Origin of the sequence: Neobacillus sp. NPDC097160 (assembly GCF_044762155.1) — a bacterium.
Classification (GTDB): Bacteria; Bacillota; Bacilli; order Bacillales; family Cytobacillaceae; genus Neobacillus.
This window is the reverse complement of record NZ_JBIWDU010000004.1, coordinates 252,468-266,098: the sequence shown is the minus strand read 5'-3', so window position 1 is coordinate 266,098 and position 13,631 is coordinate 252,468. Positions and strand designations below refer to the sequence as shown.

The window sequence follows — 13,631 nt, the reverse complement described above, 5'->3', positions numbered from 1 at the left end:
ATCGGAGGTACTGATATAATGGCTGCTGCGAGTCCTGCCGCTGCTGTATATGGCGGCGATTTGGTGCCAGTCGAGCCTGCCCTCGGATTATTTTGTCAAGCTGCCTGATTCCTCTATCGACCACACGATCAAAGAATCCCTGCATTTAATAGAGTTCGCCATTTTGTATATATTGCTCGTGCTGGATGAAAAGCCAGGCGGGCAGCCTGGCTCAGGTAACATTTCTTGCTATTATCTAATATCACGCCCCTTTTCATGGTCAATCCCCTTCTCACGTTCCATTTAAATGACCTTTTTTAAGGGACTATTCTATTTACTTTCCACTTTGAACTTTTTACTTTCCGGATTCCAGGATTTACTTTCCGCTTTTGACATTTTACTGTCCACTTTTGGTAATTCACTTTCCACTTTTCCCATTTTACTTTCCACTCCATAAAATCCACCCTCAAACCAGACGAAAAGCCAGGCTCCAAAAGCCTGGCTCAACTCTATTTCTGCGCCGTAATCGTCGCCATCATCGGCTCTGCCGAAGTAATCTCCACACCTTGATAATAGTGCTTCACAATCGCCTGATAATCAGAACCTTCCTCTGCCATACCATTCGCACCGTACTGGCTCATGCCGACACCGTGGCCGAAGCCTTTGGTCGTGATCACAATATTGTCACCCTTACGCTCCCAGACAAAGTCAGACGATTTCAGGTCAAGTTTTTCCCGGATATCCCTTCCAGTCAAAACTTTTCCGCTAAAATCCACTTTCCCGACCCGCTTGCCAGTGGTACGCTCAACAATTTTTCCAATTGTCGACCCCGAGCCAACTTTAACACCCAGCTTTGCTTCAAACTCTTTCACCGTCAACACCTTTTGATTTGAAAACTTCGGTGACTTTTTATCCCATGGGCTCGAAACACTTCTTAAATAAGGAAAGCTTCCACCCCAATAATCCTCCGAGTTCTCCGTATAACCATTACCTGTGGAGAAGAACAATGCATCGATCGGCTTTCCCTCGAAGGTCAAAATTTGCCCGCCGGTTGCCCGGACAGCGTCCAGAATCTTTTTTCTTTTCAAATCGTAATCCGCGCCCCATTGCTTCCTTAATTCATCATCATTTTTGTATACCTGGTGGACTTGGGTATCAGTAACCTGAGCCCCTTTCGGTACACCCAGCGTATCCTTGCTAATTAATCTGTTTACGATATAGGTTCTTGCCGCAAGCGCCTGCGCCTTGAGGGCTTCTTCTTTAAAATCTGCGTTCATTTCTGCAGCCACAACGCCAACAAGATAATCTTCTAATTGTACATTCTCAATTTTTGATTTTGCCGAACGAAATACTGCTACCTCGACCGCAGCATCTGCCGCGGAGGATGTGGCTTTCGCCTCTTTCGCCTGGGAGCCCCCCTTCTTCGTTAAATCTTCCCCTAATTTTCCGCTTGCATGACGCTCACCCGAAAACGGTAACACGAGCACGGCCGGAATGATAAGGGTTAGGGCAATAAGGAGTGATGCTAGTACGATGAGTGGCTTGATTTTTTTCATGATTGTGCCTCCAGTTTGTAAATTCGCAGCCGACACCAACTGGCCGGGATGCGTCTCCCTTCATACATATGGAGGCGGACAAGCATTTATTACAGATTTTTTCTAAAACTGAGCGCGGTGTCAGGCACCGTTAACGGGGTAAACACAGTGCCAAAAAGGAAAAGGGTGTCAGGCACCCATTTCACTACATAGACATAGTAAAAGGTGCCTGACACCATTACTACTACATACACGCAGTAAACGGTGCCTGACACCCTTTGCACTATCCCAACCAAAAAATCCCGAAGGATGCGCGGGTCTGGTCTGATATCAGACCACTTCTAACCGCACACTCTTCGGGATTTCACTTACCAAGCTAACTTATTTAACTACGCATTCATATCAGAAATATACGTATCGGCTTCAACGAAGATTTCGTCTGCTTCTTTCACACGTTCGATGTCAGCGCCTAAGCCTGCAAGCTTGCCGTGGAAGTCGACATAACCGCGGTCTAAGTGCTTCAACTCCGTCACGCGTGTCACACCTTCTGAAACCAAACCAGTCAAAATCAACGCTGCCGCTGCACGTAAATCCGTTGCTGACACTTCAGCACCTTGCAAATTCGAAGGGCCATTTAAGATAACAGAGCGTCCTTCAATTTTAATCTCCGCATTCATGCGGCGGAATTCCTCGACGTGCATGAAACGGTTCTCAAACACCGTTTCCGTAATCATCGAAGTACCCTGTGCACGAAGCAGCAACGCCATCATTTGCGACTGCATATCCGTTGGGAAGCCTGGATGCGGCATCGTTTTAATGTCGACCGCCTTCAACCGCTCAGGACCGATGACACGAACGCCATCCTCTTCCTCAAAAATCTCGACACCCATCTCTTCCATTTTCGCAATCAAAGAAGATAAGTGTTCCGGAACCGCGCCCTGCACCAATACATTTCCGCAGGTAAGCGCCGCAGCCACCATAAAGGTACCTGCTTCGATACGGTCAGGAATAATCGCATGATCTGCGCCAAATAACACATCAACGCCCTCAATCCGGAGAGTGCCCGTGCCGGCACCTTTCACTCGAGCTCCCATTTTATTCAAGAAATTCGCCAAATCTACAATCTCTGGTTCTTTTGCGACGTTTTCAATGATCGTCGTCCCCTGTGCAAGGGTCGCCGCCATCATAATGTTTTCAGTTGCACCAACACTTGGGAAATCCAAGTAAATCTTTGCTCCCTTTAAGCGGCCATCTACCTCCGCTTCAATAAAGCCATTTCCTACCTTCACCGACGCACCCATGGCCTCAAAGCCCTTTAAGTGCTGGTCAATAGGACGGGATCCAATCGCACAGCCGCCAGGCAGAGCGACACGAGCCCGGCCATTACGCGCCAATAATGATCCCATGACAAGAACAGACGCACGCATTTTTCGAACGTATTCGAATGGCGCTTCATCTTTTAACTCTCTGGATGCATTAACAACAACTGTATTATCTTCAAATACCACTTCAGCATTTAAGTTGCGTAAAACTTCATTTATTGTATATACATCGGAGAGTGTAGGTACATCACGAATTACACTTTTTCCATCACTTGCTAATAATGTTGCAGCGATAACAGGCAGCACGGCATTTTTTGCACCTTCCACTTTTACCGTTCCATAAAGCCTTTGTCCGCCGCGGACGATGATCTTTTCCAAGAGTATTCCCCTCCGCGTCCATTTTCTCTATATTAATATTCAATCGTAATGATTGGTGTGCCAACTACAACGGTAGTCCTTGCGCCCAATCCTTCGGAGCGTACGCCAATTTGTAAATTCATGTTATTTTTCGGTTGATCTATGAAGCCTGAAAATATCGGCGCCGTGGCCGATACAGACATGAAAGTCTCCTCTTTTAACGCTTCGATTTCTTTTGCATCAAAACTAGACAGTAAATTGTTTACAACTACAGGTAAAGCTGTATCAATCTTATCATTGAAAATGCCCATCATACAAGAGAAAACTGTTGGTTTTCCTCGAAATATGTCGGATAGCCTATTTTTCAATACATCACTAGTGAAATATGCCTCATCAGCCTCGTTCCACTCTTTACCGCTGACACTATATACTATATACGCATTAACAGGTTGTTTTGTGTGGGTTGCCATCATTTGAAGCATTTCTTTGTGGTGTTTAGTTGGAGATACTGCTGTCACTTCCCATTTCTGGCTGGTGTTCGTCACAGACCATTCCCAATCGGGAAACTTATCCTGAAGCTTGCGGGCATACGCCTTAACCTCCTGCACACTCTCCATGCCGGTCACATGCTCCCGTGCATAAAAAGACCAATCCGTGAGCAAAATATCATCGGCTTGTAAAACAGCACCAATTTTCGTTAAGTCACCCGTGCCTTCTGGAAAAATCGACAAGCTGCCGCCCGCATTGTTTTTCGCATTAACGGAGTTTGCACCAACGGCGCCCATATCCGCATTAAGAAAAAGTTCTTTGCCGGCTTCGATGCTTGGTTCAGGTCGAAAAAAATCCAGACCGCTCTTTGCTTCAGTCGTTCGGTTCCCAATAACAACCAGGATCACACTCAAAATCGAAATCATATATAAAAACAGCTTACCATTTCTCTTCATCTCTCCACTCCCCCTTACTACCATTGTTGCCAGGCAGAGAGAGAGCAATACTTGGGAAATGTCGTCACTTTTAGACAAGTTTCAAAACCGCGCATTTTGGGTCAAGTCCAAAAGCAATGTGAAAATGAGAAAATCAAACATACTCTTACATCAGTTCCAAATTTGGGACATACTTAGCTTTCCACATAAACTCGATTGTACTCAAAATAACCGTAAATGGGAACATGTACGAAGAACTAAATTTTTTCCAATTTTGGAACCATAGGGACGGTTCTGGTGGCTCCAAATTGTTTTTAATCAAACATCAATGGCAGTTGTCTCGACCATTGAAGGTAATCAAGGAAAAAGTTACTAACAGATGATCCGATGAAAATGGCTAATAATATGTAGAGTAATCGTGCTTGAAACACATGGTTTGGCCGCAGCAACTTATCCAAGCGAATCGCTTGCAGTGCCCACCAAGAAATCGCAATAAACACCAAATGTGACAGGATGCTTAACATAGCTATTTGCCCAAAATCATTTATCATTCTGATTCCTCCTTTTGAAGCACGGGACGCGCCGTCCCTCTGCTCTAACCCAAAGACCATTCTACCATATTGACGGATGAAAGTCCTGAAAGTTTCCTTTTTGGGTAATTTTTGGATAATTCAAAATGATGCAAGGGCTTTCATCACGCATTAACTGCCTAAACACCGTTCACAACCAATTAAACGGTGTTTAGGCAGTTAACTTTAAGGAATTTATGCCTCATTCCAGACCCTATTTAAATTAAGTGGAACATACACCCTGTTCCCTTGGATCTCCCGGTGGATAATTGGATCCTCGAAATATGACTCCAGGCATGGGTTTCCGCTCAGCTTATGTCGCGCACGATGATGGACTCCTAATAATTTTTCCAGGCTAAGTTTTGAATACTTCATAATCATTCTCCTCTCCAATTTATTCAGCGAGCCCCCAAAAGGGAGCCCAGCTGATGCATTCTAAGTTATGCCGATTTTGAGGCAACGACGACGACCCTGCCTTGATCCAATTCCTCTTCATACTGCTCTGCTTCTACCTTAGATAGCCCCAATGACTCCAGCTTCGAGCGAAGTTCATCGCCCCGCGTCCGAAACACATTTGCGATTGAGTCAAAAACACCTTGTTCAGAAACCCCGATATCCTCAATGTCCAGCGAATCCGTTAAATCCTCAGAGCGATTTTTGTCATGTGCCAATAAATAAATTTCATCCTTGGTAAACCCCTGCATGATGAATTGCTCAATCTCCCTTTTTGCTTCCAAACCATTTTCCACCACTTTTACATTTTCCATTTTCATTCCTCCTTATTGTGTTCTATTGGGTATATAACCGCTTCTTGAAAAAATAAAACATATTTTTTAGAGGTTACTAACTCCCCAACCGTGGGTATATAAAAAATTATTATTGGAGGTGTTTATATGAGGAAACTGGTATGTAAATATTGTAGAAACGCGGAATTTTATGTGCTAAATGTGAATGAAACGCTTTGTAAATGCGGGGTTCGCTTAACCAAACTGAGCGACTATCTTAGCGAGGATTCGCCAAAATGGCGCGGTGACCAAAAACGGCAAGCAGAAGTCATTTCAAAAATCAGTTTATTAAAAAGGGAAATTGACAAGTGCCTTGATGAACGCGATCAAGAACGATTTAAAAAGTTAACCTACGAATTAAGGGCCTGCCAACTATATTTGAATGACCCGAAAACACGTTTTAAGGAACGACTCAATCACATCGGAAAACTTGCAGCTGATATTTAAGGTTTATTTTTCAAAAATCCGGGTACTTCATACAATAGCTCATTGAAAAATTGAAAGGAGAGATCATTCATGGGATTTATTTGGTCGTTAATTATCGGAGGAATTATTGGTTGGTTAGCGGGACTCATTCTTGGACGTGATGTACCGGGTGGTGTCATCGGCAACATTATCGCCGGATTTATCGGGGCATGGCTCGGGTCATTGCTATTAGGAGGCTGGGGTCCTGTCATCGGTGGATTTTACTTCATTCCGGCACTTATCGGTGCGATTGCCCTTGTCTTCATTTTGAGCCTTATCCTGAAAGGCGTCAAACGCACCGCATAACTACCTATATATAAGAAGAGACTGCCTTGAGCAGTCTCTTTTTATTCGGCAAAAAAACAAGGCATTTGCCCTTGCAAATGCCAGCCTTCATTATTATAAAATGCCCGAAAACAAGCGGGCAAAGGATTCCTTCCATTTGACGGTCATGCTTCGTTTATAGAATTCGACGGGGCGAATCCGGCGGCATTCTTTCAGGTCCTCTTCAAAAGAGGCAACTAGGTCAGCGATTGAATCGGTGGCTGTTAAAAACAAATTGACTTCAAAGTTCAATTGAAAACTGCGCATATCGACATTTGCAGTACCAATCGACGCAAGATCGCTATCCACAATGATGATCTTTTTATGCAAAAAGCCCTTTTGATACAAATAGATTTCGATTCCGGCCCGCAGCAGTTCAGGAAAATAGGACTGGGTGGCATATTGGGTGAGAAAGCCATCATTGGTATCAGGCACCATCAGACGAACTTGAATTCCTTTTTGGGCAGCAATCCTGAGTGCCGTTTGAATCGCTTGATCTGGGATAAAATAGGGGGTAGCAATCCAAATCGACTTTGTGGCACAGGTCATCATTGCATAATAATGGTCACTCATGTTATCCCTTGTTTCCGGGCCTGTCGCCACCACATGAACCAAACCATCACCGGCAGTCGGATGTTCCTTCATGTAGCGGTCCTGGTCAAACAATGTCTCGCCGCTCACATACTTCCAATCTAATAAAAGTACCGCATGGAGGGTCTGCACCGCTTCCCCTTCAAGAACGACATGGGTATCACACCAAAAGCCGATGTCATCATCTTCCCCTAGATATTCAATCCCCACATTGAGGCCGCCGACAAACCCCACTTTGCCATCAATAATAATAATTTTTCGATGATTGCGGAAGTTAAATTTCTGATTATACCAAGCGGTTTTGAGTGGTAAAAAGGGGTAAACCTGAATGCCTGATGCCACCATTTTTTTCGTGACGGCACTTGAAAAAGAATAACTGCCGACCGCATCCACCATTAGCCGAACCTCGACGCCTTCCTGTACCTTGGCAATTAAAATGTCAATTACCTCCTGCCCAAGGCGGTCAGAGCGGAAAGTATAATATTCCAAATGAATAAAATCTTTCGCGTCCATCAGGCGCCGTTTAATTTCCTCAAAGGTTTCCGTGCCGTTATGTAACACTGTGGTCATCGTGTTCTGATTTTGATCGGTTAAGGTCACCCGGTCTAAATAAGCGGCAAAACAGCGCTGGTGGTCATTTAGCTGCGACACATCCAGCGCTCGCTGTTTTATACTGAGGGCCTCGAATAATTCCCGGTCACTCATCCGCTTTGATTTGAACAATTCCCCTTTCACGAGCAGCTGACCGGAGTAGACATAGAAAATATAGCCTACTAGCGGCAATAACACTAAAATATAGGTCCATAGTAACGTGTTTTGCGGCGGTCGGTTCTCGAGCCATAATGCCTGCACAGTGGAGAGAATAATCAAGCCATAAAGCACGATAAACAGTCCTTTCCACTTAAACGGCAGGCCGGTAAACAAAACCAAGTAGCATAAAATAAGCATCACGATGACAAAGAAAAATTCTAAGCGTTTAAGTTTCATCACGACGTTCTCCCTACATCTTTTTTAAGATGAAATACCCTTTTTTTACATGATGAAACAAAAGCGCCTGACCCCTTTTATTTTTTGCGATAAATTCTCTCATGCGGATGGAATTCCTCGTATTGCATCCCTTTTGGCATAAACAGGATGGATTCCTTGCTGCCGAGGCCGATGAAGCCGCCGTCAGCTAGGCTGTTGTATATTAAGCGATGGACCTGCTGCTGCAGGTCGTTGGCAAAATAGATCATGACGTTGCGGCAGAGAATGACATGGAATTCGTTAAACGATCCGTCCGTCACCAAGTTATGCTGGGCGAAAATGAGGTTCTCATCCAAGATTGGGTGAAAATAGGCAAACCGATGGTCGGTCGTGTAGTACTCGGAAAAGGCCTTTTTGCCGCCGGCCTTCAAGTAATTTTTCGTATATTGCTGCATTTTTTTAAGCGGAAACGCTCGCTTTTGTGCTGCAGCCAATGCCTTTTCGTTCATATCGGTTGCATAAATCGTCGTCCGGTCCGCCAGCCCTTCCTCATGCATCAGGATGGCCATGGAATAGACCTCCTCCCCGGTCGCGCAGCCGGCATGCCAAATTCGGATTTCCGGCAGTTCCCTCAACAAAGGCACTACTTTGTTGCGAAAAACAGCGAAGAAATCCGGGTCGCGATACATTTCCGTCATTCGAATCGACAGGTCATTCAATAAACGCTCCAAATAGCCTTGTTCATGGAGCACCTTTTCCAATAAAGCCGTAATCGTCGGCAGGCGCTCCGCCTTCATGCGGTTTAAAACCCGTCTGCTTAAGGATGCCCTTACATAGCCACGAAAGTCATAGCCATACTTTTGGTATAAGCCCTCGAGCAGCAAATTGATTTCGATTTCCTGCAACTCATTCAGGGCCGGTGCTTCTGTTTCATGGGTCATTGTCTTATTCACTGTGTTCCACCTGCTCTGTCAGCCACACTCGCATCAATGAGAATAACTGGTCAATATTTAATGGCTTCATAATATAATCTGATGCGCCTGCTTCCATACACTTGTCGCGTTCGCCCTTCATCGCCTTGGCCGTTAACGCAATGATCGGAAGGTTTTCCAATTTCAGGTCATGGCGGATTGTCTCCATCGCCTCGTAGCCTCCCATCACCGGCATCATAATGTCCATAAAAATCAGGTCAAAATCTGCTTGTTCTTGGAGCATTTCGATTGCACGCTTCCCGTTTTCCGCTACTTCTACGGCAACCCCTTTTCTCTCAAGAGCTGTTACCAGTGCGAATACATTGCGGCCATCGTCCTCTACAAGCAGCACTTTTTTCCTGTAAAATAACTGATCTCCGGAACTTTCGACAAGTTCGACCGCCAGAGATTCGGCTGCTTCTTCATTCATCCATTCATCTTCCACCGTTATGACGCTCACGGCCACTTCTGCCAGCGCCAGCTCATGATCGTCGACACGGCCATAATGCTCAAATTCCAACTGGCTCGGAATATATAAAGTGAACGTACTGCCCTTATCCACTTCACTTTCCACCTCAAGGGTCCCTCCAAGCAACCGGGTAAATTCACGGCAAATAGATAACCCCAATCCTGTCCCGCCATATTGTCGGTTGGTAGTGCCGTCCACCTGTTGAAAGGCTTCGAAAATAATTTGCTGCTTATCACGTGGAATCCCAATACCGGTATCGGTGACGGAAATCGCCAGCACCGCTCCCTCTGCCGAAATCCCGGGCACTTTTTCAGGGTCAGCCATTTCAATTCGGACAGTTACGGAGCCCTTTTCGGTAAATTTAAAGGCATTCGACAAAAGATTTTTCCAAATTTGCTGCAATCTTTGGCCGTCCGTTGCGATGACCGCCGGTAGTCCCGGATCGATAAATATATCAAACGTCAAATTCTTTTTGGCCGCGACAGGGTTAAACATATTCCTCATCATCTGCGGAATTTCTGTCACGTTCACTTCATCTGTTAAAATTTCAATTTTTCCCGCTTCGATTTTCGATAAATCGAGAATATCATCAATTAGCCGCAGCAAATCACCACCCGACGTATTAATGACACGTGCGTATTCGCCGATCTCTGCCATGTCCATTTCCGCATTATTCTCCATCATCATTTGTGAAAGAATGAGAATACTGTTCAACGGCGTCCGCAGTTCATGTGACATATTCGCAAGAAAATCAGTCTTGTATTGCGAGCTCGCTTTCAGTTTCAGCGAATAGTTTTCGAGTTCATCCTTCGCTTTTTTGAGATCAAACGCTCGTTGCTCAGCAAATTGCTTCTGCTCTTCTAAAAAGTCGTTGGAAATCCTGAGCTGCTCTTGCTGCATTTGCAATTCTTCCGATTGTGCCTGGAGTTCTTCTGATTGCGCCTGCAGTTCCTCGGTTAATATTTGCGATTCCCCGAGCAGCCTCTCCACTTCCATCCTTCCATTCACACTAGAAATGGCCGAACCGAACTTGTCCTGAAGCTGGTCAAGCAGTGTCAGGTGCTGGGAAAGGAACGGCTGAAGCGCTGCGAATTCGACAACTGCTTCTACCCTGCCCTCAAAAAGAATCGGGGCAATTAATAAATTCGTCGGTGATGAAGTGCCTAATCCTGAGGTCACCTTAAAATGCTCCTCCGGCAAATGATCAATCAGAAAGATTCTTTGATCAAGGGCGGCCTGACCGATTAGCCCTTCACCCAAGCAAAAGCTGGATGCGGCACGTTCTTCATCCGCAATCGCATAGCCGGCGACCTTGACGTAGTCAACCACACCGCCCTGATTCCTGCGCAGATAGACGACCCCGTAAGCAGCGTCAAGCAGCGGAGCGAGCTTCGTCACAAATGATTGCGCCAGTTCGGTAATGTCCGTAACGCCTTGATTTATCATCGAAATATCCGTCATACTTTTTTGCACCCAGCTCTGTTTCTCGAGACTGCTCAAGAGGTTATTCATCACCTCAGCCAATTCCCGGGTCTCGTCATGCGTGTTGACATTGATCCTTGTTGTCAAATCGACCTCTGAATCGGTAATACTTTTGATCGTTTTAATCACCTGTTTAATCGTTTTAACAATGGAATTAGACAGGAAAATGGCGGTTGCAATCGTAATCACCGACACCAAAACGATAATGGCATACAAAGTTATTTTTAAATTTGTATTATTTTGACTCAGCTGTACAATCCGTTCAGCAGTCAATTTTTTTTCATTAGCAAGAAAGGAATCCAACTGCGTACGCAGCTGATCGGTTACTTTCTTTCCGGTGTTTTTTTCAAAATGCTGGTTTATTGCGGTTTCGTTGTTCGCCTTTTTTGAATTGATCATATACTCACCGGAATTCGTCTGCCAGTTCATGATCAGCGGTTTAATTTCTTCCAAATTCCGCTGCTGTCTGCTGTTATCACTTAGCATGGAATGCAGTTTATTGTAATTATCGAGCCAGCTTCGACTCCCCAGATTATAAGGCTCAAGATACTCCACATTGCCCGTGATCACATACCCTCTCATCCCCGTTTCCATATCGAGGATATTCTTTTGAATTTGATTCGCCAAGTCGTGAACTTCAATATCGTGTTTGGATATGAAATCAACCTCATTCTGCAAAGCTGTCATTCTATTAATCACGATCAGCAAGGATAGCACCAAGCAGACCAATATCGTTAAGTAGCCTGTAATAATTTTGGCGTGGATGTTGTAATTCCAACCTTTTATCGTCATCGCCCCCCGGTATAGTAGACTATTAAAATATACCTTATTCTACCATACCACGTGCCCTTTTGAATGAAGGGCACACTTTTACCTACTAATTACCCACTTCTCTTTTTCTTGAAACCTTCTTTTTGAAAAATTTAATTAGTGGTTTCAACTGGATTGGGGACGGGTACAAAAATAACTATCAACGGTATGGAGGTATAAAAAAATGGCAAAAACAAAGGAAAAAGTTTTATCATCAGATGTGCTCGACAAGCAGGTGGCAAATTTCTCGGTTCTGTATATGAAGCTGCATCATTATCATTGGTATGTAAAAGGGGAAAATTTTTTCACGCTGCATGTAAAATTCGGAGAGTGGTATACGGAGGCGGGGTTACATCTTGATACGATCGCCGAACGAATGCTGTCAATCGGGGCTTTACCGACGGCAAACTTAAAGGAGCAGTTGGAGATGGCTACGATTGAAGAGGCTAGTGGCGGCGAGAGTGCGGGCGAGATGGTACGGAGCTTGGCTGATGACTTTGACACTATTTGCACCGAGCTTACAGAAGGAATAACCGCAGCCGAAGACAACGACGATCAGCCGACCGCCGATTTGTTTATTGCGATTCGGACCTCATTAGAAAAGCACAGATGGATGCTGGGAGCGTATTTGGAGGAGTAAGCTTGGAAAAGGTGTCAGCGGTGATGCTGGTACCTTTTCTATGTTACCTTTTTCATGGATTCCTGATGAAATCGGGCTCGTAGAACCCCTCTCCATCAACTTTCCGCGAAATGTGAAGCACAATCGCTGATTGAACTACGCTATCCGCTGATTGCACACCATTATCCGCTGATTGATCATCATTATCCGCCGATGACACCGCGCTATCCGCCGATTACACCGCACTATCCGCCAATTACACCGCACTATCCGCCAGGTTTCGCCCACAAAATCAAGCACACCTCCGTCACATCGTCGCAATCATCACCAAACAAATATCGTCCTTTTGAGTGTTCATGAGCTCGCAACTTGGCTGCAAATGTTGAAGCAGCGCCGCCGGATCGTCCATACCATCCTCTTGCAAGCAGCTGATTAGCTTAACCTTCGCGTCCTCATACTCCTCCTCCAGCCATTCCGACAAGCCATCGGTAAAGAGCAAAATCCGCGCTCCCCGCTCATACGATATGACCCCTTTAGTTACTTCTATCTCATCAAAAAATCCCAGCGCGCAGCAGCCTTCCTCGAGCAGCTTCACTTCATCATCGACTATCGCAATCCCCGCCGGATGCCCGGCATTCACGTATTCGATCGTCTGCTTTTCCGTATCCAGTACAAAGTAAATCGCTGTGAAATAATAGTTTATTAAACTATCATTGTGGAGCTGATTCATGCGCCGGTTCAGTTCTATCATGACGGCCTCCGGATCGCACAAACTGGTAATTGAATCCTTTAAGGCTGAATATATGTACATACACACGAGCGATGACGAAATCCCGTGGCCCATCATATCGAGCAAAATCACACCATAGCGGTGCAGGCTGATCTGGTACCAGGCATACAAGTCACCGGCAAGCTCAAAGGAAGGCTTGTAGACCGCCGAAATAACCACATCCTCCTCCTGGATCGGACCTGAAAGCATGCTAAGCTGGACTTGCTTGGCCAAATCCAACTCATATTGAATCCGCTTATCCCGTTCCTTACGCAGATCCTTCTCCTGCTTTAACCGCAGCACCGAGCGAATCCGCGCCAGCAGCTCGACTTTATTGATTGGCTTCATGACGTAATCAAGGGCGCCCGCATCCATTGCCTCGGCCATTTTATTGGAGTCGCCCATTGCCGTGACAAAGATAATCGGAAGATCGGTGAACCGCTCAGTCGCTAAAATCTTGCGGCAGGCCTCAATGCCATCAATTTCCGGCATCATTAAATCCATTAAAATTAAATCGACCTCTACTTCAGCAGGATCGGGCGCATCGAGCTGCAAAAAGTCGTATAGCTCCATTGCCGATGACAACAGCACCAATCGTTTATACCCGGCCATTTGCAAGATTTTTTCGACAATCATCAGATTCGTTTTATTATCATCTACAATGACAATTTTCATAGCCATCCTATAGCATCCCC

Annotated in this window: 13 protein-coding genes; 3 read left to right on the top strand and 10 right to left on the bottom strand. The window is 45.3% G+C overall.

Annotated features, from left to right (window positions below; all coding sequences use genetic code 11):
• Positions 1-488 precede the first annotated feature (488 nt).
• The 5 genes from spoIID to ACIQXV_RS07905 form a co-directional block, all read right to left on the bottom strand.
• Complete coding sequence (spoIID, locus tag ACIQXV_RS07925) at positions 489-1,535, bottom strand: stage II sporulation protein D (RefSeq protein WP_402957588.1); 1,047 nt, start codon at positions 1,533-1,535, stop codon at positions 489-491.
• A gap of 368 nt (positions 1,536-1,903) precedes the next feature.
• A complete protein-coding gene (murA, locus tag ACIQXV_RS07920) occupies positions 1,904-3,214 on the bottom strand; it encodes a UDP-N-acetylglucosamine 1-carboxyvinyltransferase (RefSeq protein WP_402957587.1) in 1,311 nt (436 codons plus the stop codon).
• Positions 3,215-3,246: 32 nt separating this feature from the next.
• Positions 3,247-4,137, bottom strand: coding sequence for a YwmB family TATA-box binding protein (locus ACIQXV_RS07915; protein WP_402957585.1), 891 nt, complete (start codon positions 4,135-4,137; stop codon positions 3,247-3,249).
• A gap of 293 nt (positions 4,138-4,430) precedes the next feature.
• Complete coding sequence (locus ACIQXV_RS07910) at positions 4,431-4,667, bottom strand: DUF1146 family protein (RefSeq protein WP_402957584.1); 237 nt, start codon at positions 4,665-4,667, stop codon at positions 4,431-4,433.
• A gap of 458 nt (positions 4,668-5,125) precedes the next feature.
• Positions 5,126-5,452: a YflT domain-containing protein gene (locus ACIQXV_RS07905; RefSeq protein ID WP_402957583.1), complete on the bottom strand. Its 327-nt coding sequence runs from the start codon at positions 5,450-5,452 to the stop codon at positions 5,126-5,128.
• A 126-nt stretch (positions 5,453-5,578) separates the two neighbouring features.
• Here ACIQXV_RS07905 and ACIQXV_RS07900 point away from each other — a divergent pair, with 126 nt between their 5' ends.
• Both ACIQXV_RS07900 and ACIQXV_RS07895 read left to right on the top strand, forming a co-directional pair.
• A complete protein-coding gene (locus ACIQXV_RS07900; RefSeq protein WP_402957581.1) occupies positions 5,579-5,917 on the top strand; it encodes an IDEAL domain-containing protein in 339 nt (112 codons plus the stop codon).
• A 69-nt stretch (positions 5,918-5,986) separates the two neighbouring features.
• Positions 5,987-6,241 carry a GlsB/YeaQ/YmgE family stress response membrane protein gene (locus tag ACIQXV_RS07895; protein WP_402957579.1) on the top strand — a complete coding sequence of 85 codons (255 nt, stop codon included), beginning with the start codon at positions 5,987-5,989 and terminating at the stop codon, positions 6,239-6,241.
• A gap of 93 nt (positions 6,242-6,334) precedes the next feature.
• On the opposite strand, the gene cls is transcribed toward ACIQXV_RS07895, so the two are convergent.
• The 3 genes from cls to ACIQXV_RS07880 form a co-directional block, all read right to left on the bottom strand.
• On the bottom strand, positions 6,335-7,837 hold the full coding sequence (gene cls, locus ACIQXV_RS07890) for a cardiolipin synthase (RefSeq protein WP_402957577.1): 1,503 nt from the start codon (positions 7,835-7,837) through the stop codon (positions 6,335-6,337).
• A 77-nt stretch (positions 7,838-7,914) separates the two neighbouring features.
• Positions 7,915-8,757, bottom strand: a complete 843-nt coding sequence (locus ACIQXV_RS07885) for a CheR family methyltransferase (protein ID WP_402957730.1) — start codon at positions 8,755-8,757, stop codon at positions 7,915-7,917.
• 4 nt (positions 8,758-8,761) lie between these two features.
• A complete protein-coding gene (locus ACIQXV_RS07880) occupies positions 8,762-11,530 on the bottom strand; it encodes a CHASE3 domain-containing protein (RefSeq protein WP_402957575.1) in 2,769 nt (922 codons plus the stop codon).
• A gap of 202 nt (positions 11,531-11,732) precedes the next feature.
• On the opposite strand from ACIQXV_RS07880, the gene ACIQXV_RS07875 reads away from it, so the two are divergent.
• Complete coding sequence (locus tag ACIQXV_RS07875) at positions 11,733-12,188, top strand: Dps family protein (RefSeq protein ID WP_402957573.1); 456 nt, start codon at positions 11,733-11,735, stop codon at positions 12,186-12,188.
• Positions 12,189-12,240: 52 nt separating this feature from the next.
• Here the strand turns inward: ACIQXV_RS07875 and ACIQXV_RS07870 are convergent, their stop codons facing one another.
• Both ACIQXV_RS07870 and ACIQXV_RS07865 read right to left on the bottom strand, forming a co-directional pair.
• Complete coding sequence (locus ACIQXV_RS07870) at positions 12,241-12,387, bottom strand: hypothetical protein (RefSeq protein WP_402957571.1); 147 nt, start codon at positions 12,385-12,387, stop codon at positions 12,241-12,243.
• An 87-nt stretch (positions 12,388-12,474) separates the two neighbouring features.
• Positions 12,475-13,611, bottom strand: a complete 1,137-nt coding sequence (locus ACIQXV_RS07865) for a PP2C family protein-serine/threonine phosphatase (protein ID WP_402957728.1) — start codon at positions 13,609-13,611, stop codon at positions 12,475-12,477.
• Positions 13,612-13,631 lie beyond the last annotated feature (20 nt).

Excerpts from the sequence above, each read along its gene's own strand:
- ACIQXV_RS07880 (WP_402957575.1), bottom strand. The coding sequence starts at position 11,530 with ATGACGATAAAAGGTTGGAATTACAACATCCACGCCAAAATTATTACA.
- ACIQXV_RS07865 (WP_402957728.1), bottom strand. The coding sequence starts at position 13,611 with ATGAAAATTGTCATTGTAGATGATAATAAAACGAATCTGATGATTGTC.
- ACIQXV_RS07875 (WP_402957573.1), top strand. The coding sequence starts at position 11,733 with ATGGCAAAAACAAAGGAAAAAGTTTTATCATCAGATGTGCTCGACAAG.
- cls (WP_402957577.1), bottom strand. The coding sequence starts at position 7,837 with ATGAAACTTAAACGCTTAGAATTTTTCTTTGTCATCGTGATGCTTATT.
- ACIQXV_RS07915 (WP_402957585.1), bottom strand. The coding sequence starts at position 4,137 with ATGAAGAGAAATGGTAAGCTGTTTTTATATATGATTTCGATTTTGAGT.
- ACIQXV_RS07885 (WP_402957730.1), bottom strand. The coding sequence starts at position 8,757 with ATGACCCATGAAACAGAAGCACCGGCCCTGAATGAGTTGCAGGAAATC.
- ACIQXV_RS07900 (WP_402957581.1), top strand. The coding sequence starts at position 5,579 with ATGAGGAAACTGGTATGTAAATATTGTAGAAACGCGGAATTTTATGTG.
- ACIQXV_RS07905 (WP_402957583.1), bottom strand. The coding sequence starts at position 5,452 with ATGGAAAATGTAAAAGTGGTGGAAAATGGTTTGGAAGCAAAAAGGGAG.
- spoIID (WP_402957588.1), bottom strand. The coding sequence starts at position 1,535 with ATGAAAAAAATCAAGCCACTCATCGTACTAGCATCACTCCTTATTGCC.
- ACIQXV_RS07910 (WP_402957584.1), bottom strand. The coding sequence starts at position 4,667 with ATGATAAATGATTTTGGGCAAATAGCTATGTTAAGCATCCTGTCACAT.
- ACIQXV_RS07895 (WP_402957579.1), top strand. The coding sequence starts at position 5,987 with ATGGGATTTATTTGGTCGTTAATTATCGGAGGAATTATTGGTTGGTTA.